Origin of the sequence: Streptomyces sp. NPDC046977 (genome assembly GCF_040644455.1) — a bacterium.
In the GTDB taxonomy this organism is placed as follows: Bacteria; Actinomycetota; Actinomycetes; order Streptomycetales; family Streptomycetaceae; genus Actinacidiphila.
Genome location: NZ_JBEYWO010000003.1, coordinates 432,548 through 454,605, shown reverse-complemented (window position 1 = coordinate 454,605; position 22,058 = coordinate 432,548). Strand labels below are relative to the sequence as shown.

Genomic DNA, 22,058 nt, shown 5'->3' with positions numbered 1-22,058 from the left:
GATGGTTGACTCGGCGGAGAAGGTGCTCGCACCCGTTCTGTCGGCCTTCTGGGACGACCCGCAGTCCTGGACACTCGGCACGTACCGCCGGCACGAGGGCTACGAGGGCCTGCGCAAGGCGCTCGCCATGCCCCCGGACGACGTGATCGCCTTCGTCAAGGACGCGGGTCTGCGCGGCCGCGGCGGCGCCGGCTTCCCCACCGGGATGAAGTGGCAGTTCATCCCGCAGGGCGACGGCAAGCCCCACTACCTCGTCGTCAACGCCGACGAGTCGGAGCCGGGCACCTGCAAGGACATCCCGCTGCTCTTCGCCAACCCGCACTCGCTGATCGAGGGCATGGTGATCGCCTGCCACGCGATCCGCTCGAACCACGCCTTCATCTACCTGCGCGGCGAGGTCGTCCCCGTGCTGCGGCGGCTGCACCACGCGGTCGCCGAGGCGTACGAGGCGGGCTACCTCGGCAAGAACATCCTCGGCAGCGGCTTCGACCTGGAGCTGACCGTGCACGCCGGAGCCGGCGCGTACATCTGCGGCGAGGAGACGGCGCTGCTGGACTCGCTGGAGGGCCGGCGCGGCCAGCCCCGGCTGCGGCCGCCCTTCCCGGCGGTCGAGGGCCTGTACGCCTGCCCGACGGTGGTCAACAACGTGGAGTCCATCGCCTCGGTGCCGGCGATCCTGCACAAGGGCAAGGAGTGGTTCCGCTCCATGGGCAGCGAGAAGTCCCCGGGCTTCACGCTGTACTCGCTCAGCGGCCACGTCGCCAACCCCGGCCAGTACGAGGCCCCGCTCGGGGTGACGCTGCGCCAGCTGCTCAGCCTCAGCGGCGGCATGCGGCCGGGCCACAAGCTCAAGTTCTGGACGCCGGGCGGCTCCTCCACCCCGATGTTCACCGACGAGCACCTCGACGTCCCGCTGGACTACGAGGGCGTCGGCGCCGCCGGATCGATGCTCGGCACCAAGGCGCTGCAGTGCTTCGACGAGACGACCTGCGTGGTGCGGGCCGTCACCCGCTGGACCGAGTTCTACGCCCACGAGTCCTGCGGCAAGTGCACCCCGTGCCGCGAAGGCACGTACTGGCTCGTCCAGTTGCTCCGGGACATCGAGGCGGGCAAGGGCTCGTTGGCCGATCTCGACAAGCTCGCCGACATCGCCGACAACATCAACGGCAAGTCCTTCTGCGCCCTCGGGGACGGAGCGGCCAGCCCGATCTTCTCCTCCCTCAAGTACTTCCGCGACGAGTACGTGGAGCACCTGGAAGGCCGCGGCTGCCCCTTCGACCCGTCCAGGTCCACGGTCTGGGCCGACAAGTCTCACCTGGAGGTGAACGCGTGACCGTCACCACGAACGCCGCTTCCGGAGAGGCAGCGGTGCCGCCCGAGGACCTGGTGTCCGTCACCATCGACGGCGTCGAACTGTCCGTGCCCAAGGGCACGCTGGTGATCCGGGCCGCCGAACTCATCGGGATCGAGATCCCGCGCTTCTGCGACCACCCGCTCCTGGACCCGGTCGGCGCCTGCCGTCAGTGCATCGTCGAGGTCGAGGGCCAGCGCAAGCCCATGGCGTCCTGCACGATCACCTGCACCGACGGAATGGTCGTGCGGACCCAGCTCACCTCCGGTGTCGCGGAGAAGGCCCAGCGCGGGGTGATGGAGCTGCTGCTCATCAACCACCCGCTGGACTGCCCCGTCTGCGACAAGGGCGGCGAGTGCCCGCTGCAGAACCAGGCGATGTCCGCCGGCCAGGCCGACACCCGCTTCGAGGGACGCAAGCGGACCTACGCCAAGCCCATGCCGATCTCCACCCAGATCCTGCTGGACCGCGAGCGGTGCGTGCTGTGCGCGCGCTGCACCCGCTTCTCCGAGCAGGTCGCGGGCGACCCGATGATCGAACTGCTGGAGCGCGGCGCGCTGGAGCAGGTCGGCACGGGGGAGGGCGACCCCTTCCAGTCGTACTTCTCCGGCAACACCATCCAGATCTGCCCGGTCGGCGCGCTGACCTCGGCGGCCTACCGCTTCCGCTCCCGCCCCTTCGACCTGGTCTCCTCGCCGAGCGTGTGCGAGCACTGCGCCGGGGGCTGCGCCACCCGCACCGACCACCGGCGCGGCAAGGTCATGCGGCGGCTCGCGCAGGACGACCCCGAGGTCAACGAGGAGTGGATCTGCGACAAGGGCCGCTTCGGCTTCCGCTACGCGCAGCGCCCCGAGCGGCTGACCACGCCGCTGGTGCGCAACGCCGACAGCGGTGAACTGGAGCCGGCGAGCTGGCCCGAGGCGCTGGAGGCGGCGGCCCGCGGGCTCGCCGCGGCCGGCGGCCGCACCGGCGTCCTGCCCGGCGGCCGGCTCACCGTCGAGGACGCGTACGCGTACGCCAAGTTCGCCCGCGTCGCCCTGGACACCAACGACGTCGACTTCCGGGCCCGCGCGCACTCCGCCGAGGAGGCCGACTTCCTGGCCGCCGCCGTGGCGGGCCGCGGACGGGACCTGTCGGGCGACGGCGTCACCTACCGCCTGCTGGAGAGCGCCCCCGCGGTGCTGCTGGCCGGGCTGGAGGCCGAGGAGGAGGCGCCCGGCGTCTTCCTGCGGCTGCGCAAGGCCTGGCGCAAGCACGGGCAGAAGACCTTCGCGCTCGCGTCCTTCGCCACCCGCGGACTGGGCAAGGCCGGCGGCACCCTGCTGCCCGCCGCGCCCGGCACTGAGACCGAGTGGCTGGACGCGCTCGCCGGCGGCGTCGGCCTGGACGCCAACGGCCGCGCGGCGCACGAGGCACTGCGCGCCGAGGGCGCGGTCGTCCTGGTCGGCGAGCGGCTGGCGGCCGTGCCCGGCGCGCTGACCGCGGTGCTCCGGCTGGCCGAGGCCACCGGCGCCCGCCTGGCGTGGATCCCGCGCCGGGCCGGTGAGCGCGGCGCGGTCGAGGCCGGCGCCCTGCCGGGACTGCTGCCCGGCGGCCGCCCGGTCGCCGACCCGCGCGCCCGCGACGAGGTCGCCGCGGTCTGGGGCGTGGCCACGCTCCCGTCCCGCTTCGGCCGCGACACCACCGCGATCCTGGAGGCGGCGGCGGCCGGCGAACTCGGCGCGCTGCTCGTGGGCGGCGTGGAGGTCGCCGACCTGCCCGACCCGGCCATGGCCCGCGCGGCCCTGGACGCGGTCGGCTTCGTGGTCAGCCTGGAGCAGCGGCCGAGCGAGGTCACCGGGCGGGCGGACGTCGTCCTGCCGGTGGCCGCGGTCGCCGAGAAGGCCGGCACCTTCCTCAACTGGGAAGGCCGGGCACGCCCGTTCGAGACCGCGATCAAGCCCGCCCAGCAGGTCCAGCGCCACCAGTTCCCGGACGCGCGGGTGCTGACGATGCTGGCCGACGCGCTCGACGTCCCCCTCGGCCTCGCCGATGTGAAGGCGGCGCGCGCGGAACTCACCCGGCTCGCCCCGGTGGACGGCCCGCGGGCCGCCGCGCCGCGCGAGACCGGCCGCCCGATCCCCAAGCCGGGCGTCGGCGAGGCCGTCCTCGCCGGCCACCGGCTGCTGCTCGACCAGGGCCTGCTCCAGCAGGGCGACGACGCCCTCGCCGGCACCCGCCACCCGGCGGTCGCCCGCCTGTCGGCGGCCACGGCGGAGGAGATCGGCCTCACCGACGGCTCCGAGGCCGAGATCTCCGGCCCCGCGGGCGCCGTACGGCTTCCGCTCCAGGTGACCGAGATGCCCGACCGCGTCGTGTGGCTGCCGCTGAACTCCGTGGGCGGCGGTCTCGCCTCGGACACCGGCGCCCTGCCCGGCCAGGTCGTCACGGTGGCCGCGCCCACGAAGGAGGTGGCCCAGTGACGATCCTGTCCGTCGAGGACCTGTCCATGTTCGGGCGGGACCCGTGGTGGCTGATCGCGATCAAGGCGGTCTTCTGCTTCGCGTTCCTGATGCTGACCGTGCTGTTCTCCATCGTGTGGGAGCGCAAGGTCGTCGCCTGGATGCAGCTGCGCATCGGCCCCAACCGGCACGGCCCCTGGGGCATGCTCCAGTCGCTCGCCGACGGCGTGAAGCTGATGCTCAAGGAAGACCTGATCGTCAAGAAGGCCGACGCGGTCGTCTACGTGCTGGCCCCGATCGTCGCGGCCATCCCGGCCTTCATGGCGATCGCGGTGATCCCCTTCGGGCCTGCCGACAACGAGGTCTCGATCTTCGGCACCCGCACGCCGATGCAGCTCACCGACCTGCCGATCGGCATCCTGTTCATCCTGGCCACCGCGTCCGTCGGCATCTACGGCATCGTGCTGGCCGGCTGGTCGTCCGGCTCGACGTACCCGCTGCTCGGCGGCTTGCGCTCCTGCGCGCAGATGATCTCGTACGAGATCGCGATGGGCGTCGCCTTCGCCTCGGTGTTCCTCTACTCCGGCTCGATGTCGACCTCGCAGATCGTCGCCCAGCAGCACGACCGCTGGTACATCGTGCTGCTGCCGGTCTCCTTCATCATCTACATCGGCACGATGATCGGTGAGACCAACCGCGCCCCCTTCGACATGCCCGAGTCCGAGGGCGACCTGGTCGGCGGCTTCAACACCGAGTACTCCTCGATCAAGTTCGCGCTCTTCATGCTCGCCGAGTACGTGAACATGGTGACCGTCTCGGCGGTCGCGACCACGCTCTTCCTGGGCGGCTGGCGGGCCCCGTGGCCGATCAGCACCTTCTGGGAGGGCGCCAACCACGGCTGGTGGCCGCTGCTGTGGTTCGTGGTCAAGGTCCAGCTGCTGCTCTTCCTCTTCATCTGGCTGCGCGGCACGCTGCCCCGCGTGCGCTACGACCAGCTGATGAAGCTGGGCTGGAAGGTGCTCATCCCGGTCTCCGTGGTGTGGCTGATGCTCGTCGCCACCGTCCGGGCACTGCGCAACGCGAACTACGACTTCCAGTCGATCGTGCTCTACGTCGGCGGAGCCGTCGTCCTGCTGCTCCTGGTCTCCCTCGCCTTCGACGTCCTGCGGGACCGCGGCGAGAAGGACAAGGAGGCGGCCGCCGCGGCGGGGCCGCCCGAGCAGTTCGACCCCATGGCGAGCGGGTACCCCGTGCCGCCGCTGCCCGGCCAGGAGCTGCCGCCCGTCCCGCGGCGGCCGTCCCGTGCGGAGCGTCAACTCGTAGGCAAGGAGGCCGACGATGCCTGAGTTCCTGGGCCCGGTCGCGGGCTTCGGCGTGACCTTCAAGGCCATGTTCAAGAAGCGGCTGACCGAGCAGTACCCCGAGGAGAAGAAGCCGACCGCGCCGCGGTTCCACGGCCGCCACCAGCTCAACCGGCACCCGGACGGGCTGGAGAAGTGCGTCGGCTGCGAACTGTGCGCCTGGGCCTGTCCGGCCGACGCGATCTACGTGGAGGGCGCGGACAACACCGACGAGGAACGCTACTCGCCGGGCGAGCGCTACGGCCGCGTCTACCAGATCAACTACGCCCGCTGCATCCTGTGCGGGCTGTGCATCGAAGCCTGCCCGACGCGGGCGCTGACGATGACCAACGAGTACGAACTCGCCGACAGCAGCCGCGAGTCGCTCATCTTCACCAAGGAGCAGCTGCTCGCGGGCCTGGAGGAGGGCATGGTCGAGGCACCGCACTCGATCTTCCCCGGCACGGACGAGGGCGACTACTACCGCGGCGTGGTCACGCACGCGGCCCCCGGCACCGTCCGGCAGGTCGCGGTCTCCAAGGGCGAGAAGCCCGACGAGACGGTCCAGGGCGAGCCGGCCGTGGATGTTCCCGCGACGGGCGGCACCACTCCCGCCGGAACCGGAGGCGAGGCATGAACGGGCTGAGCACGCTGACCACCGCGGCGGCGTACACCACCTCCACCGGGGAGGCGGTCCAGTTCTGGGTGCTGGGCACCGTCGCGGTGCTCGGCGCACTGGCGACCGTGCTGATGAAGAAGGCCGTGCACAGCGCACTGTCGCTCGCCGGGACGATGATCGTCCTGGCGGTCTTCTATCTGGCCCAGGGCGCCTACTTCCTCGGCGTCGTCCAGATCGTCGTCTACACCGGCGCGATCATGATGCTCTTCCTCTTCGTCGTCATGCTGGTCGGCATCACCGCCGCCGACTCGCTCAAGGAGACGCTGAAGGGGCAGCGCTGGCTCGCCGCCGCGGCCGGCATCGGCTTCGGCGTCCTGCTGATCGCGGGCATCGCGAGCGCCTCGCTCAAGCAGTTCACCGGGCTCGGCCAGGCCAACGCCGGCGGCAACGTCGAGGGACTGGCCTCCCTGATCTTCACCAAGTACGTGTGGGCCTTCGAGATCACCGGCGCGCTGCTGATCACCGCGGCCGTCGGCGCGATGGTTCTCACCCACCGCGAGCGCACCGAGGCCCGCGCCACCCAGCGCGAACTGGCCGAGCAGCGGGTGCGCGAGGGCAAGCAGCTCCCCCCGCTCCCCGCGCCGGGCGTCTACGCCCGCAACAACGCGGTCGACGTCCCCGGCCTGCTGCCGGACGGCACGGTCTCGGAGCTCAGCGTCAGCCCGACGCTGCGCGCCCGCGGCCAGTACCGCGACATCTCCGCCGAGTCGGTCGCCAAGGTCGCCGAGCTGGAGCAGCGCACTGAGGAGGCGTCGAAGTGAACCCGGTCAACTACCTGTACCTGGCGGCGCTGCTGTTCACCATCGGCGCGGCCGGGGTGCTGATCCGGCGCAACGCGATCATCGTCTTCATGTGCATCGAGCTGATGCTGAACGCCTCCAACCTGGCGTTTGTCACCTTCTCCCGCATGCACGGCAACCTCGACGGCCAGATCATCGCCTTCTTCACGATGGTCGTCGCCGCCGCGGAGGTGGTCGTGGGACTCGCGATCATCGTGACGATCTTCCGCTCCCGCCACTCGGCCTCGGTCGACGACGCCAGCCTGATGAAGCTCTAAGGGGTAGCGACAGTGGACTACTTGATCGGATGGCTCGTCCTCCTGCCGCTGCTGGGCGCCGGTGTGCTGCTCACCGCCGGCCGGAGGCTGGACCGTACGGGCCACTGGATCGGCACCGTGCTCGCGGCCGGCTCCTTCGCCGTCGCGGCGGTGCTCTTCTTCGACATGCTCGGTCGCAGCGGCGAGCAGCGCGCGCTGCACTCGACCGCCTTCACCTGGATCTCGGTCGGCGGCTTCCACGCCGACGTCGCCTTCCAGCTCGACCAGCTGTCGATGACCTTCGCGCTGCTGATCACCGGTGTGGGCACGCTGATCCACATCTACTCGATCGGCTACATGGAGCACGACGAGCGGCGCCGCCGCTTCTTCGGCTACCTCAACCTCTTCCTCGCGGCGATGCTCCTGCTGGTCCTCGCCGACAACTACCTGCTGCTGTACGTCGGCTGGGAGGGCGTGGGCCTGGCCTCGTACCTGCTGATCGGCTTCTGGCAGCACAAGCCCAGCGCGGCGACGGCGGCCAAGAAGGCGTTCATCGTCAACCGCGTCGGTGACGTCGGCCTGTCCATCGCGATCATGCTGATGTTCACCACCTTCGGCACCTTCTCCTTCGAGCCGCTCTTCGGCCAGGTGGACAAGGCGGGCGAGGGCATCCTCACCGGCATCGGCCTGATGCTGCTGCTCGCCGCCTGCGGCAAGTCGGCCCAGGTCCCGCTGCAGTCCTGGCTCGGCGACGCGATGGAGGGCCCGACCCCGGTCTCGGCCCTGATCCACGCGGCGACGATGGTGACCGCGGGCGTCTACCTGATCACCCGCTCCGGCGTGATCTTCGACGCCGCGCCCACCGCCCAGGTGGCCGTGGTCACGGTTGGCGCGGTCACGCTGCTCTTCGGTGCGATCGTCGGTTGCGCGAAGGACGACATCAAGAAGGCGCTGGCCGGCTCGACGATGTCGCAGATCGGCTACATGGTGCTGGCCGCGGGCCTCGGCCCGATCGGCTACGTCTTCGCGATCATGCACCTGGTCACCCACGGCTTCTTCAAGGCGGGGCTCTTCCTCGGCGCCGGATCGGTCATGCACGGCATGAACGACGAGGTGGACATGCGCAAGTACGGCGCCCTGCGCAAGTACATGCCGATCACCTTCGTCACCTTCGGCCTCGGCTACCTGGCCATCATCGGCTTCCCGGGGCTGTCCGGCTTCTTCTCCAAGGACAAGATCATCGAGGCCGCCTTCGCCAAGGGCGGCACCGAGGGCTGGATCCTCGGCGGCGCGGCCCTGCTGGGCGCGGCGATCACCGCGTTCTACATGACCCGCGTGATGCTGATGACCTTCTTCGGCGAGAAGCGCTGGCAGCCCGACGCGGACGGCCACGAGCCGCACCCGCACGAGTCGCCGAAGTCGATGACCATCCCCATGATTGTCCTGGCCTTCGGTTCGGTCTTCGCCGGCGGGCTGTTCAGCTGGAACGAGTCCTTCGTGAAGTGGCTGGAACCGGTCACCGGTCACGAGGAGGGCCACCCGCCGATCGGCGCGGGCGCGGTCACCGGCGCCACGATGGCGGTCATGGTGCTCGGCGTCGCCCTGGCCTGGGCCGTGTACGGGCGCCGCCCGGTCCCGGCCGTCGCCCCGCGCGGCAACCTGCTGACCCGCGCCGCCCGGCGCGACCTGCTCCAGGACGACTTCAACCACGTCGCCCTGGTCCTGCCCGGCGAGTACCTCACCCGCGGCCTGGTCTACGTGGACCACAAGGGTGTGGACGGCGTCGTGAACGGCACCGCGGCCGCCGTCGGCGGCCTCTCCGGCCGGATGCGGCGCATCCAGAACGGCTATGTGCGCAGCTACGCCGTGTCGATGCTGGCCGGCACCGCGGTGCTGGTGGCGGCGACGCTGCTGATGCGGGGGGTGGCGTGATGCGGCTCCACCGGCCCGGCACGGCAGCCGTACCCGTCCTCCCGGCCGCCCAGCGGCTCCCGCTCATGAGGGGTGTTGTCTGATGTCCTTCCCCCTGCTCACCGTGACCGCCGGGCTCCCGGCGCTCGGGGCGATCGCCACGGCCGCCGTCCCGGCGGCCCGGCGAGGGGCCGCGAAGTGGCTCGCGCTGGGCGTGTCCCTGGCCACGTTCGTGCTCGCCGCGCTCGTCGTCGTCCGTTTCGAGCCGGGCGGCGCGCGCTACCAGCTGACCGAGTCGCACCCCTGGATCGCCAGCTTCGGCGTCCGCTACGAACTGGGCGTCGACGGCATCGCGGTCGCGCTCATCGGGCTCACCGCGCTGCTCATCCCGTTCGTCATCGCGGCCGGCTGGCACGACGCCGACCCTCTGGAGGAGAAGAACCCCAACCGCCGCTGGCGGCCGACGCAAGGCTTCTTCGCGCTGATTCTGCTGGTCGAGGCGATGGTGATCATCTCCTTCGAGGCCACCGACGTCTTCCTCTTCTACATCTTCTTCGAGGCCATGCTCATCCCGATGTACTTCCTCATCGGCGGCTTCGGGGACCGTGCCCACGAGCACGGCGAGGAGGAGGCGGCCCGTCAGCGCTCGTACGCGGCCGTGAAGTTCCTGCTCTACAACCTGGTCGGCGGACTCATCATGCTCGCCGCCGTCATCGGCCTGTACGCGGTCACCGCCGACCAGCTCGGCCAGGGCACCTTCTCCCTCCAGGAGATCCTGAACGCGCGGGCGGCGGGCAAGCTGGACATGTCCGCGACCGCCGAACGCGCCCTGTTCCTCGGCTTCTTCTTCGCCTTCGCCGTCAAGGCCCCGCTGTGGCCGCTGCACACCTGGCTGCCCAACGCGATGGGGGAGTCCACCGCGCCGGTCGCCGTGCTCATCACCGCGGTCGTCGACAAGGTCGGCACCTTCGCGATGCTCCGCTTCTGCCTCCAGCTCTTCCCGGAGGCCAGCAGGTGGGCGACGCCGGTGATCCTCGTGCTGGCGGTGATCAGCATCATCTACGGTGCCCTGCTCGCCATCGGCCAGCGGGACATCAAGCGGCTGGTCGCCTACGCGTCGATCTCGCACTTCGGCTTCATCGTCCTCGGCATCTTCGCGATGACCACCCAGGGCCAGAGCGGGTCGACGCTCTACATGGTCAACCACGGCATCTCCACCGCCGCGCTGATGCTGGTCGCGGGCTTCCTCATCTCGCGCCGCGGCTCCCGGCTCATCTCCGCCTACGGCGGGGTGCAGAAGGTGGCCCCGGTCCTGGCCGGCACCTTCCTGATCGGCGGTCTGGCCACCCTCTCGCTGCCGGGGCTCGCGCCCTTCGTCAGTGAATTCCTCGTCCTGGTGGGCACGTTCAGCCGCTACCCGGCGCTCGGCATCATCGCCACCGTCGGCATCGTGCTGGCCGCGCTGTACGTCCTGGTGCTCTACCAGCGCACGATGACCGGCCCGGTGAAGGCCGAGGTCGAGGGCATGCCCGACCTCAAGGTCCGCGAGATCGCCGTCGTGGCCCCGCTGATCCTGTTGCTGATCTTCCTGGGCGTCTACCCCAAGCCGGTGACCGACATCGTCAACCCGGCGGTCCAGCAGACGCTGTCCGACGTGCACAAGACCGACCCCAAGCCGGCGCTGGAGGCCTCCAAGTGAGCAGCACAGTTGTTGTCCACAGCCTGTGGACAACGGCGGCCCCGCTCGCCGCCGACAAGATCACCGCGCCGAAGATCGAGTACGCCCAGCTGGCGCCGGTGCTGATCGTCTTCGGCGCCGCCGTGCTCGGCATCGTCATCGAGGCCTTCCTGCCCCGCCGGGCGCGCTACACCGCCCAGGTCGGGCTCGCCGTCATCGGCATGGCCGCCGCCTTCGCCGCGGTCGTGGCCCTCGCGGCGGGCGGCTACGCGACCACGAAGGCGCACATCGCCGCCATGGGCGCCGTCGCCGTCGACGGCCCCGCGCTCTTCCTCCAGGGCACCATCCTGCTCGTGGGCCTGGTCGGGGTGTTCACCTTCGCCGAGCGCCGCCTCGACCCCAAGGCGCACGGCCGGCACGTGGACTCCTTCGCCGCACAGGGCTCCGCCGTACCCGGCAGCGACCAGGAGAAGGACGCCGTCCGGGCGGGCTTCACCACCACCGAGGTCTTCCCGCTGCTGCTGTTCGCCGTCGGCGGCATGCTGGTCTTCCCGGCCGCCAACGACCTGCTGACGCTCTTCGTGGCGCTGGAGGTCTTCTCCCTGCCGCTGTACCTGCTCTGCGCCCTGGCGCGGCGCCGGCGCCTGATGTCGCAGGAGGCCGCGGTCAAGTACTTCCTGCTGGGCGCCTTCTCCTCCGCCTTCCTGCTGTTCGGCATCGCCCTGCTGTACGGCTACGCGGGCACCGTCTCGTACTCCGGCATCGCCTCCGTCGTGGACGGCACCGCCAAGCTCACCCCGGCGCTCGCCGGTTCCTCCGGCAACGACGCGCTGCTGCTGATCGGCTCCGCGCTCGTCGGCATGGGCCTGCTGTTCAAGGTCGGCGCCGTGCCCTTCCACATGTGGACGCCGGACGTCTACGAGGGCGCCCCGACCCCGGTCACCGGCTTCATGGCCGCGGCCACCAAGGTCGCCGCCTTCGGCGCGCTGCTGCGGCTGCTGTACGTCGTCCTGCCCGAACTGCGCTGGGACTGGCGGCCGGTGCTGTGGGGCGTCGCGATCCTCACCATGCTGGTCGGCGCGATCGTGGCCGTCACCCAGACGGACGTGAAGCGCCTGCTGGCGTACTCCTCCATCGCCCACGCCGGGTTCATCCTCGCCGGCGTCATCTCCACCTCGCAGGAGGGCGTCTCGTCGGTGCTCTTCTACCTGGCGGCCTACTCGTTCGTCACGCTGGGCGCCTTCGCGGTCGTCACGCTGGTGCGCGACGCGGGCGGCGAGGCGACGCACCTGTCGCGCTGGGCGGGCCTGGGGCGGCGCTCCCCGCTGGTCGCCGCGGTCTTCGCGGTCTTCCTGCTGGCCTTCGCCGGCATCCCGCTGACCTCCGGGTTCGCGGGGAAGTTCGCGGTCTTCAAGGCCGCCGCGCAGGGCGGCGCGGTGCCCCTGGTGATCGTGGGTGTCCTGTCGTCGGCGATCGCGGCCTTCTTCTACATCCGCGTCATCGTGCTGATGTTCTTCAGCGAGCCCAAGGCGGACGGCCCCTCGGTCGCGGTGCCGTCGCCGCTCACGTCGACCGCGATCGCCATCGGCGTCGCCGTCACGGTGGTCCTGGGTGTGGCACCCCAGTACTTCCTGGATCTGGCCAACCAGGCGGGCACGTTCATCCGCTGACCCCCGTACGGTCCCGTACCGTCCCGAAGCGCCCCGGAGCCCCGCAGGCTCCGGGGCGCTTCGGCGTCCGCGGGGCCCCGGGCACCGCCGGGAGCGCGGCGGGCCTCCGCGCGCCCCTCCGGGCCGGTCCGCGCGGCACCCCTGTGACCTGCGGCGGAGCGGCGCCGAGCGGACGGCCGGGCGTTGCCTAAAGAGTTCGCAATGTCCGGAAAAGTCTTGCCGACGCGGTCAATTCGGGCTTAGCTTCCTTTCAGGTCACGGTCGGGGTGGGCCGATGAAACCGTGATCATTGGGGGGATTACGTGGTGAGGTCCGCGTTCGCGATCGATCCTGCCGTGCCCGGATTGATCGTGAAAATCGGCAACTATCCGCTGCACCACGGCGGGGTGGGAGCGATCCGGAGTCTGGGGAGGCTCGGCGTCCCCATGTACGCCATCACCGAGGACCGGCGGACTCCTGCCGCCGCCTCGCGGTACCTGCGCGACCGGTTCGTCTGGCCGACCACCGGACTGGAGCCCGCGGAACGGCTGGTGGAGGGGTTGCGCCGCATCGGCCGCCGGATCGGGCGCCCGACGGTGCTCTTACCGACCGACGAGGAGGCGGCCGTGCTCATCGCCGAGCACGCCGACGAACTCGCCGAGTTCTTCTTGTTCCCGCGCACCGAGGACCCGCGGCTGTCACGCCGGCTGGCGAGCAAGCAGGGACTGCACGAACTCTGCGTCCAGTACGGCGTGCCGTCGCCGCAGGCGTCCTTCCCGGACTCCTACGAGGACGTGGAGAAGTTCGCGGCCACCGCGCGCTTCCCCGTCGTCGCCAAGAACCGTGAGGCCTTCGTGCGGCGGCGAGCACCCGCCGTACCCGGCACGACCCGGATCGGGGGCCCGCGGCAGCTGCTGGAACTGGCCCGCGGCTGGGGGCCGAAGCCCGGCGTCATCCTCCAGGAGTACCTGCCGCGCGAGGAGGCCGAGGACTGGATCGTGCACGCGTACTTCGGCGCGGGCGAACCGGTGCTGTTCACCGGCGTCAAGGTCCGTTCCTGGCCACCGCACGCGGGGATGACCGCCTGCGCCTATGTCGTCGCCAACCCCGAACTCGCCGCGCTGGCGGCCCAGTTCTGCAAGAGCGTCGGCTTCCAGGGGATCGCCGACCTCGACTGGCGCTACGACCGCCGCGACGGCCGCTACAAACTGCTCGACTTCAACCCGCGCATGGGCGCGCAGTTCCGGCTCTTCGAGTCCGCGGCCGGGATCGATGTCGTCCGGGCCCAGCACCTGGACCTCACCGGCCGCGAGATCCCGCGCGCCGGGCAGCTGGAGGGCCGCCGCTTCGTCGTGGAGAACATCGACCTGCCCGCGCTGCTCGCCTACCGGCGCAGCGGTTACACCACACCCCACGCACCCGCCCGCGCCAGCGGCACGGAGCTGGCCTGGCTGGCCTCCGACGACCTCAAGCCCTTTGTCACCATGCTCGCCCGCTTCGTCCGCCCGGGCGCGCGGCACCTGATCCAGATGTACCGGTCACGACGTCGAACCGCGCTGCGAAAGGACCCCTCATGACGACGCCCGTAGCCGTGATCGGAGCCGGGCCGTACGGCCTGTCCATCGCCTCCCACCTGCGTGAACGCGGTGTGCCCGTGCGCACCTTCGGTGATCCGATGGTCAGCTGGCGGGAGAACATGCCGGCCGGCATGGTCCTCAAGTCCACGCCGCCCGCCTCCAACATCTCCACCGGCCGCAAGGGGTTCACCCTGGCCGACTTCTGCCGGGAGATGGGGGAACGGCCGCTGGTCACCGACTGGGATCTGATCCCCTCGGAGACCTTCGTCCGGTACGGGCAGTGGTTCCAGCAGCAGCTGGTCCCCGACCTGGAGCAGGTGCGCGTGGTCTCCGTCGACCGGCGCCCCGGCGGCGGCTTCGACCTCAAGCTGGACTCCGGGGAGCAGTTCCAGGCGCGGGCCGTCGTCGTCGCCAGCGGTCTGCTCGGCTTCGCCCACACCCCCGACCTGCTGCGCGGCCTCGCGCCGGACGGGCCCTCGGCCACCGGGCCGGTCTCGCACAGCTCCCAGCACACCGACCTCGCCCGGTTCGCCGGGCGCGAGGTGACCGTCGTCGGCGCCGGCCAGTCCGCGCTGGAGAGCGCGGCCCTGCTGGCCGAGGCGGGTGCGACCGTGCGCCTGCTGGCCCGCGGACGGCGCGCGGTCGGCTTCGGCGACCCGCCGGACCGCCAGCCGCGGCTGCGGCCCGAGTCGCCCTTCGGGCGGGCCTGGTCGCTGTACGCCTTCTCCTACCACGCCCAGTACTTCCGCCCGCTGCCCGCGTCGCTGCGGCTGTACCTGGTGCGGCGCGTCCTGGGGCCGCTCGGGGCGTGGTGGCTGCGCGAGCGCTTCGAGGGGAAGGTCGCCGTCAGCGAGGGGCACGCGTTGCGCAGTGCCCGCCTCGACGGCGAGGGCAAGGTCGTCCTGTCCACCGCGGCGCCCGGCGGACGCGCCGCCGAGTTCGCGGCCGACCACGTCATCGCCGCCACCGGCTACCGGGTCGACCTGGACGCCCTGGACTTCCTCGCACCGGAGCTGCGCGCCGCGCTGGCCCGCACGGGCGGGTCCCCGCGGCTGGGCGCCGACTTCGGCTCCTCGGTGCCGGGGCTGTACTTCACGGGGCTGCCCGCGGCGGCCACCTTCGGGCCGGTGCTGCGCTTCGTGTGCGGCACGGAGTGGGCATCACCGCGACTGGCCCGGGCGGTGACGGCGGCGCACGGGCGCTGATCGGCATCCTCTGGGCGGCGGGCCGGGTCAGGACTCCTGACCCGGCCCGCCGTCGTTCCGGCGGGGTACCGCGTACGGGCCTGCCAGGGCGCACCAGGGCGCCCGCTGCCGCCCTCCGGTCATCCGGGTGGCCCAGTGCGCCGGCCCGTCCGGCTCCGGGGCTCCCTGCGGCTCCGTGGCGCACCGGTGATCACGCATGTGGAGCGCCGTGCCGGGGAAGGCGGGAGGGCGATGACAGGTGCTGCCGGGAGGCACCGGCCGGCGTTCCGGGGGCCGGGATCCGGCATCCGCGACGGCCGCCGTCCGGGGCCGGGCGACCCGAACAGCCGGGCAAAACCGGCTGTAGTGGCCCGAGGGGGCCATGCCCCCGCAGTGATCGAGAGGGGACCGGTTACGCTGCCGGTGTAGTGCTGCGCCACGCCACACGCCGCAGAAGTGATCTCAGCGACAGGAGAATCCCAGGTGACGACCGTCGTCGGGCCCTTCGGGCTGAGCGTTATGGACGAGGTACTCGAGGCCGATGTCCGGGCCGGGCTGTCGGCCGTGGAGGAAGGCATCCTCGAGGCGACGAAGAGCGATGTGCCCTTCATCACAGAGGCGGCGCGGCATTTGGTGCATGCCGGTGGAAAGCGGTTCCGGCCGCTGCTGGCGATGCTGGCCGCGCAGTTCGGTGACCCGCACGCGCCCAAGATCGTGCCGGCGGCCGTGGTGGTCGAGCTGACCCACCTGGCGACGCTCTACCACGACGACGTGATGGACGAGGCCGCGGTGCGGCGCGGCGTGCCGAGCGCCAACGCCCGCTGGGACAACTCGGTTGCCGTACTCACCGGCGACTTCCTCTTCTCCAAGGCCTCCCACATACTGGCCGACCTCGGGCCGGAGGCCGTACGCATCCAGGCCGAGGCCTTCGAGCGGCTGGTCACCGGGCAGATCCTGGAGACCGTCGGCCCGCGTGACGGGCGCGACCCCATCGAGCACTACCTGGAAGTCATCGCCGGCAAGACCAGCTCCCTGATCGCCGTCTCCTGCCGCTTCGGCGCGATGATGTCGGGCGCTGGCGAGGCGGTCGTCGACATCCTCACCCAGTACGGGGAGCGGGTCGGCACGGCCTTCCAGCTCGCCGACGACGTCCTGGACATCGCCAGCGACTCGCACGAGTCCGGCAAGACCCCGGGCACGGACTTGCGCGAGGGCGTGGCGACCCTGCCGGTGCTGCACCTGCGTGCGGCCGTGGCCAACGCCGGCGGCTTCGCGCCGTCCGACGACCGCCGGCTGTGCGAACTGCTCGACGGGGACCTGACGGACGACCTCCGGCACGCCGAGGCGCTCGCGCTGATGCGCGCCCATCCCGCACTGCAGCAGGCCCGCCGGGACACCGTCCGCTACGCGGACGAGGCGCGGGCGCTGCTGGCCCCGCTGCCGGACTGCGCCGCCAAGCAGGCCCTGGAGGGGCTCTGCGACGCGGTGGTGCACCGCGCGGGCTGACCGGCGCCCGTCCCCCCCGTCCGGACGCGAGGCACCCGCACCCGCACCCGCACCCGCGCCCTGAGTCGTCCTCAGGGGCCTCCTCCCAGAGGCGTACGCCGAGTTGATCCCGCCGGGCGATGTGCCCGGCCGGCCGGATTGATGGGATGGGAAGCACCACCACACGGCGGATCGGGTGACAATGGCCCAAGAGGTGGACGAGCGCCACCGAGTGCGACCGAGTGCGACGCTGACGACAACCCGCCGTTGACAACGGAGGTAGGGACGCAATGGCACCGACTCAGCCCATGGACGACGACCGGGACCGCCGGCGCCGGACCAAGGCGATACGTTACGCGGTTCCGGTCCTGGCGGCCGGTGCCGCCGCGGCCACCATAGGGCTCGTACCGGCGCTCGCCAGCGCGGGCAGCCCGGAGCTGCCGAAGATCACCGCCGAGGAGCTGATCGCCAAGATCGCGGCCTCGGACACCCAAACGGTCTCCGGCTCCGTCCGGATCACCACCGATTTCGGGCTCCCGTCCTTCCTGTCCGGATCCGGCGGCCCCTCCGGCCTCTTCGGCGGCGGTGACGGTGGACGGGACGAGAGCCGCGGTGGGGACCCTTCTTCCTCCGCCGCACCCGAGGAGCAGCTGACACAGCTCCTCGCCGGCTCCCACACGCTGCACATCGCGGCCGACGGTCCCGCCCGGCAGAAGGTCTCCATCGTGGAGGACGCCGCCGAGTACAGCCTCATCCACAACGGCGACGAGGTCTGGGCCTACGACAGCGCCACCAACTCCGCCTACCACCTGACCGATGTGCCGCAGGAGTCCGGCGCCGCCAAGGACAAGGGCGAGCACAAGCTGCCCGAGGACTGGCCCACCAGCCCGCAGCAGGCGGCCAGGCAGCTCCTCGACGCGGTCGACGGCACCACCACGGTGTCGGTCGACGGCACGGCGCGTGTCGCGGGCCGCAGCGCCTACCAACTGGTGGTCACGCCCAAGGCCAAGGACTCGACGGTCGGCTCCGTCCGGATCGCCGTCGACTCCGCCACCGGCGTGCCCCTGAAGTTCACGCTGGCCCCCCACGGCGGCGGCAAGGCCATCGTCGACGTCGCCTTCACCAAGGTGGACTTTGCCAAGCCCTCGGCCGCCACCTTCGAGTTCACCCCGCCCAAGGGCGCCAAGGTGACGACGGAGAAGGCGGGCGAGCACGCCGCGGACGGCGCGCACGGCACCCACCCGGCGCCCGGCGAGCTCTCCGGATTCGACGGGCTCGACGGCATCGGTGTGCTCGGCAAGGGCTGGGACTCGATCGCCGAGCTCCAACTGCCGAAGGACGCCCTGAACCAGAGCCCCGGCAAGGCCGAGGGCCAGGACCTCGGGGGCCCGTCGCTGCTCGGCTCCTTCGGCAAGGACGTCAAGGGCGACTTCGGCACCGGCACGGTCGTCGGCACCCGCCTGGTCAACGCCCTGATCACCGACAGCGGCAAGGTCTACGTGGGCACCGTGAACCAGGACGCCCTGATCAGGGCCGCCAACGCCGGCGCGCGGTAGGGCCTTTGCGGCCGGCGGGCCGGCGGGCCGGTGGGCCGACACGACGGGGCATGAGCAGGTCAGCGAGAAAGGGAGCGCCGATGGGGGAGCTTTCCGCCGACGCCCGTGAGGACGCGATCTCCACGAGCGGCCTCACCAAGCGGTACCGGGGTGGGCAACTCGCCGTCGACGGACTCGACCTGACCGTTCCACGGGGCAGCGTGTTCGGCTTCCTGGGGCCCAACGGCTCCGGGAAGACGACCACGATCCGCATGCTGATGGGTCTCATCGAGCCGACCTCCGGCACGGCGCGGGTCCTGGGCGAGCCCATGCCCCGCGCCGTGCGCGGCGTGCTGCCCCGGGTCGGCGCGCTGATCGAGGGCCCCGCCCTGTACGGCTTCCTGTCCGGCCGGGACAACCTGCTGCGCTTCGACTCCGCCGACCCGACCGCCGACCCGCGCACCCGCAGGGCCAGGGTCGGAGAGGCGCTCGAACGCGTCGGGCTGTCCGCGGCGGCGGGCAAGAAGGCACGCGCGTACTCGCTCGGCATGAAGCAGCGGCTCGGACTGGCCTCGGCCCTGCTGCGGCCGCGCGAGCTGCTGGTGCTGGACGAACCGACCAACGGCCTGGACCCGCAGGGCATGCGGGAGATCAGGGCGCTGGTCCGCGAACTGGCGGCGGACGGCACCACGGTCTTCCTCTCCTCCCATCTCCTCGACGAGATCGAACAGGTCTGCACGCACGCCGCCGTGATGTCCCGCGGCCGGCTGCTCACCCAGGGCCCGGTCGAGGCACTGTCCTCCGGCGGCCGGCTGGTGGTCAGCACCCCCGACCCCGCCGACGCCGTACGCGTCCTGAAGGAGCAGGGCGTGACCGGCCTGGCCGCCGACGGCGAACGGGTCACCGGCGACCTGCCGGCCGACCCGGCCGCGCTGCCGGATCTCGCCGACCTCAACGCGGCACTCGTCGGGGCCGGCGTACGGGTGCGCGGCTTCGGCGTCGAACGCGCCTCACTGGAGGACGCGTTCGTCGCTCTGACCGGAGAGGGATTCGATGTCGCAGGCTGACACCGCCGCCCGGACCGCGGGGCGGCCGCTGTGGTCGCTCGGGCTGCTCCGCAACGAGCTGGTCACCGTGCTGCGCCGCTGGCGCACCCTCGCGCTGCTGGCGGTCCTCGCCGGGGTACCGGTCCTCATCGGCATCGCGGTGCGGATCGAGACCGGCGACGGCGGCAGCGCGGGAGGCGGAGGCCCCGCCTTCATCGCGCTGATCACCAACAACGGCCTTTTCCTGGTCTTCACCTCACTCGCGGCGACACTGCCCTTCTTTCTCCCGATGGCGATCGGGGTCGTCGCGGGCGATGCCATCGCCGGCGAGGCCAATGCGGGCACCCTGCGCTACCTGCTGGTCGCCCCGGCCGGGCGCACCCGGCTCCTGCTGTCCAAATACGCCTCCGTTCTCGCCTTCTGCCTGTTGGCGACCCTTGTCGTGGCGGCCTCGGCGCTGATCACCGGCGCGCTGCTGTTCCCGCTCGGCGATGTGACGCTGCTGTCCGGCACCAGCATCTCCTTCTCCGAGGGTCTGCTGCGCGCGCTGCTGGTGGCCCTGGCCGTCGCCGCCTCGCTCACGGGGATCGCGGCCCTCGGCCTGTTCATCTCCACGCTGACCAACAGCGGCATCGCCGCGATGGCGACCACCGTCGGTCTGCTGATCACCGTGCAGATCGTGGACACGATTCCCCAGCTGCACACGATCCAGCCCTACCTCTTCCCGCACTACTGGCTCAGCTTCGCCGACCTCGTCCGCGACCCGGTCTACTGGGACGACCTCCGCCGCAACTTCGAGCTCCAGGCCCTGTACGTCGCGGTGTTCGGCTCGGCGGCCTGGGCCCGTTTCGCCGCCCGCGACGTCACCGCCTGACGCGGCGGGCGGCCCCGGCGCGTCAGGCGAAGAAGGCCTTCGCCCGGCCCAGTGCCGCGGTGTCCCGCAGCACGTCCCCCGGTCGCGTCCCGTTGCCGAGCAGCGCTCCGCCCCAACGCATCCCGGCGTACGCGGCGGTGTGGCGCAGCGTGCCCACCAGGGGCGCCGCCGTCGCCGGGTCCTGACCGCCGTGCACGGTCACCGACCACAGGGTCTTGCCGCGCATCCGCTCCAGGAAGTCCACCCCCGGTACGCGCATCCAGCCCGACCAGTGGTCGAGATAGAGCTTGACGCTGGTCGAGACGGTGTACCAGTGCAGCGGTGACACGATCACCAGGTCGGTCGCGCGCAGGGTGGCGTCGAGCAGTTCCGCGGCGTGCCCGGTCGGCGGCGGGTAGCTTCCGTCCCCGTCGTGCCGGTGGTCCTCGAAGAGCGGGAGCGGCAGATCCCTCAGGTGCATCCACCGCCGGCCCACCGAGGCAGGCAGTTGCTCGGCGGCCCGCCGCGCCAGCGTCTCGGTGTTCCCCTCGGCGCGAGTGCTGCCCACCAGGAACAGGAACGTGCGCTCTGTCTCCGACAACCCGTCATCTCCTTGCGCATGCATAAATTGCGTACGCATGGAGACTTTTCCATCGCGGCCGTCCCGTCGTCAAGGCGGGCTGCTCACGCCGTTCGTGCACCCGGGACCACGTCGGCTGCCGGCTGCCCGGTTGCCCGTTACGCGACGTCGAACTCGTTGCCCTCCGGGTCGGCCATCGTGACCCACTCCCCGGAGGGCTCCTTTATCCGCCGCAGCACGGTCGCTCCCAGCCCCTCCAGCCGTGCCACCTCCGCATCCCTGTGGTCCGGCCCGGGATGCAGGTCGAGGTGCAGCCGGTTCTTCGCCGTCTTGGCCTCGGGCACGCGCTGGAAGAGGATGCGCCGCCCCCGCCCCGTGCCGCTCTCCTCCTCGTACGGGTCCTCGGGGTGGCGGACCGCCGCGAGATCGCGCCAGGCCTTCCGGCCGCCCGTCTCCGTCAGGAGCTCCGGCGTCACCGCGCCGGCCCCCAGCAGCCGCTCGATGAGCGCGCTGTGGTCCTCGTTCTCGTACTCGAGCGCCGCCGCCCAGAAAGCGGCCTGCCCGTGCGGGTCCGCCGCGTCGATCACGAGCTTCCAGTGCACCGCCATGATTCGCTCCCCTGTTCGATGTGGAACCAGTTGTATGGGTTCCCCGTCGGGGCGCGCAATGGGACCGGACCCTCATTCACCCGAAGGTGTTGTGCACCGGTACCGGCGATGCAGTGGCGGTGCGGCTCAGCTCGCGACCGCCCCGCGCGGTGCGGCCTCCTCGGCCGGCACGGGGGCGGTGTCGCGCAGCGCGATCCGGCCCCGGCGGGCGTTGCGCAGCGCGTCCCAGGTGAGCAGGGCGAGGGCCAGCCACACGAGGGCGAAGCCCGCCCAGCGCTCGGGCGGCATCTCCTCGTGGAACCAGAGCAGGCCGAGCAGGAACTGGAAGACCGGAGCGAGGTACTGCAGCAGGCCGATCATGCTCAGCGGGATGCGGATCGCGGACGCGCCGAAGAGGATCAGCGGCACGGCGGTCACGATCCCGCAGAGCGCCAGGAGGGAGGCGTGGCCCGCCCCGTGCGAGCCGAAGGTGGCCTCGCCGCGGGTGCCCAGCCAGAGCAGGAAGCCCATCGCGGGCAGGAACTGCATCGCGGTCTCGGCGGCCAGCGACTCCAGGCCGCCCATGCCGACCTTCTTCTTCACGAAGCCGTAGGTGGCGAAGGAGCAGGCCAGCGTCAGCGCGATCCACGGCAGCCGGCCGTAGCCGATGGCCAGCACCAGCACGGCCGCGGCGCCGATGCCCACCGCGGTCCACTGCGCCGGCCGCAGCCGCTCGTGCAGCACCACGACGCCGAGCCCGATGGTGACCAGGGGGTTGATGAAGTAGCCGAGCGAGGTCTCGACGACGTGGCCGCTGTTGACGCCCCAGATGTACAGGCCCCAGTTGACGGAGATGACCGCCGCCGCCAGGGCGAGCAGGGCGAGTTTGCGCGGTTGGCGCAGCAGTTCGGGTATCCAGGCCCAGCGGCGCGTCGCGAGCAGGATCAGCGAGACGACGGCCAGCGACCAGACCATGCGGTGGGCGAGGATCTCGCCCGCGCCCGCGGGCTCCAGGAGCGGCCAGTAGAGCGGGAAGAGTCCCCACAGGCCGTAGGCGGCGAATCCGTACAGCAGTCCCGCGCGCTGTTCACTCACTCGATTCCTCCCCTGGGCACCGTCCGACTGT

General features: G+C 71.5%; 18 protein-coding genes. 15 read left to right on the top strand and 3 right to left on the bottom strand.

What is annotated here, in order from left to right:
• The first annotated feature begins 1 nt into the window (after window position 1).
• The 15 genes from nuoF to ABZ883_RS07145 all read left to right on the top strand — a co-directional run bounded on the left by nuoF (window position 2) and on the right by ABZ883_RS07145 (window position 19,786).
• Complete coding sequence (gene nuoF / locus ABZ883_RS07215) at window positions 2–1,333, top strand: NADH-quinone oxidoreductase subunit NuoF (protein WP_360902979.1); 1,332 nt, start codon at window positions 2–4, stop codon at window positions 1,331–1,333.
• Window positions 1,330–3,813, top strand: a complete 2,484-nt coding sequence (locus tag ABZ883_RS07210; RefSeq protein ID WP_360902798.1) for an NADH-quinone oxidoreductase subunit G — start codon at window positions 1,330–1,332, stop codon at window positions 3,811–3,813. The genes nuoF and ABZ883_RS07210 overlap by 4 nt, the downstream gene beginning before the upstream one ends.
• Window positions 3,814–3,839: 26 nt before the next feature.
• On the top strand, window positions 3,840–5,138 hold the full coding sequence (gene nuoH / locus ABZ883_RS07205) for an NADH-quinone oxidoreductase subunit NuoH (RefSeq protein WP_360902976.1): 1,299 nt from the start codon (window positions 3,840–3,842) through the stop codon (window positions 5,136–5,138).
• Window positions 5,131–5,769 carry an NADH-quinone oxidoreductase subunit NuoI gene (gene nuoI, locus ABZ883_RS07200; protein WP_360902795.1) on the top strand — a complete coding sequence of 213 codons (639 nt, stop codon included), beginning with the start codon at window positions 5,131–5,133 and terminating at the stop codon, window positions 5,767–5,769. The genes nuoH and nuoI overlap by 8 nt, the downstream gene beginning before the upstream one ends.
• A complete protein-coding gene (locus tag ABZ883_RS07195) occupies window positions 5,766–6,572 on the top strand; it encodes an NADH-quinone oxidoreductase subunit J (RefSeq protein WP_360902792.1) in 807 nt (268 codons plus the stop codon). Before nuoI ends, ABZ883_RS07195 begins: the two co-directional genes overlap by 4 nt.
• Entirely contained in the window at window positions 6,569–6,868 is a 300-nt protein-coding gene (nuoK, locus tag ABZ883_RS07190) for an NADH-quinone oxidoreductase subunit NuoK (RefSeq protein WP_319658407.1), read from the top strand. The genes ABZ883_RS07195 and nuoK overlap by 4 nt, the downstream gene beginning before the upstream one ends.
• A 12-nt stretch (window positions 6,869–6,880) precedes the next feature.
• Window positions 6,881–8,779 carry an NADH-quinone oxidoreductase subunit L gene (gene nuoL / locus ABZ883_RS07185; RefSeq protein WP_360902788.1) on the top strand — a complete coding sequence of 633 codons (1,899 nt, stop codon included), beginning with the start codon at window positions 6,881–6,883 and terminating at the stop codon, window positions 8,777–8,779.
• 82 nt (window positions 8,780–8,861) lie between these two features.
• Window positions 8,862–10,457: an NADH-quinone oxidoreductase subunit M gene (locus ABZ883_RS07180; protein ID WP_360902785.1), complete on the top strand. Its 1,596-nt coding sequence runs from the start codon at window positions 8,862–8,864 to the stop codon at window positions 10,455–10,457.
• Window positions 10,454–12,106, top strand: coding sequence for an NADH-quinone oxidoreductase subunit NuoN (gene nuoN, locus ABZ883_RS07175; RefSeq protein WP_360902782.1), 1,653 nt, complete (start codon window positions 10,454–10,456; stop codon window positions 12,104–12,106). The genes ABZ883_RS07180 and nuoN overlap by 4 nt, the downstream gene beginning before the upstream one ends.
• Window positions 12,107–12,441: 335 nt before the next feature.
• On the top strand, window positions 12,442–13,662 hold the full coding sequence (locus tag ABZ883_RS07170) for an ATP-grasp domain-containing protein (RefSeq protein ID WP_360902779.1): 1,221 nt from the start codon (window positions 12,442–12,444) through the stop codon (window positions 13,660–13,662).
• A complete protein-coding gene (locus ABZ883_RS07165; protein ID WP_360902776.1) occupies window positions 13,659–14,867 on the top strand; it encodes an NAD(P)-binding domain-containing protein in 1,209 nt (402 codons plus the stop codon). The genes ABZ883_RS07170 and ABZ883_RS07165 overlap by 4 nt, the downstream gene beginning before the upstream one ends.
• Before the next feature lie 498 nt (window positions 14,868–15,365).
• The gene (locus ABZ883_RS07160; protein WP_360902973.1) at window positions 15,366–16,352 is read left to right on the top strand and encodes a polyprenyl synthetase family protein; all 987 of its coding nucleotides are present in this window, start codon (window positions 15,366–15,368) and stop codon (window positions 16,350–16,352) included.
• A 269-nt stretch (window positions 16,353–16,621) separates the two neighbouring features.
• A complete protein-coding gene (locus ABZ883_RS07155) occupies window positions 16,622–17,887 on the top strand; it encodes a sigma-E factor regulatory protein RseB domain-containing protein (protein WP_360902773.1) in 1,266 nt (421 codons plus the stop codon).
• 80 nt (window positions 17,888–17,967) lie between these two features.
• On the top strand, window positions 17,968–18,933 hold the full coding sequence (locus ABZ883_RS07150) for an ABC transporter ATP-binding protein (RefSeq protein WP_360902771.1): 966 nt from the start codon (window positions 17,968–17,970) through the stop codon (window positions 18,931–18,933).
• Window positions 18,920–19,786 carry an ABC transporter permease gene (locus ABZ883_RS07145; RefSeq protein ID WP_360902768.1) on the top strand — a complete coding sequence of 289 codons (867 nt, stop codon included), beginning with the start codon at window positions 18,920–18,922 and terminating at the stop codon, window positions 19,784–19,786. The genes ABZ883_RS07150 and ABZ883_RS07145 overlap by 14 nt, the downstream gene beginning before the upstream one ends.
• 22 nt (window positions 19,787–19,808) lie before the next feature.
• Here the strand turns inward: ABZ883_RS07145 and ABZ883_RS07140 are convergent, their stop codons facing one another.
• From ABZ883_RS07140 to rarD, 3 genes are all read right to left on the bottom strand, one after another.
• A complete protein-coding gene (locus tag ABZ883_RS07140; RefSeq protein WP_360902970.1) occupies window positions 19,809–20,390 on the bottom strand; it encodes an NAD(P)H-dependent oxidoreductase in 582 nt (193 codons plus the stop codon).
• 113 nt (window positions 20,391–20,503) lie between these two features.
• Complete coding sequence (locus ABZ883_RS07135; protein WP_360902765.1) at window positions 20,504–20,953, bottom strand: VOC family protein; 450 nt, start codon at window positions 20,951–20,953, stop codon at window positions 20,504–20,506.
• 126 nt (window positions 20,954–21,079) lie between these two features.
• Window positions 21,080–22,027, bottom strand: a complete 948-nt coding sequence (gene rarD, locus ABZ883_RS07130; protein ID WP_360902762.1) for an EamA family transporter RarD — start codon at window positions 22,025–22,027, stop codon at window positions 21,080–21,082.
• Window positions 22,028–22,058 lie beyond the last annotated feature (31 nt).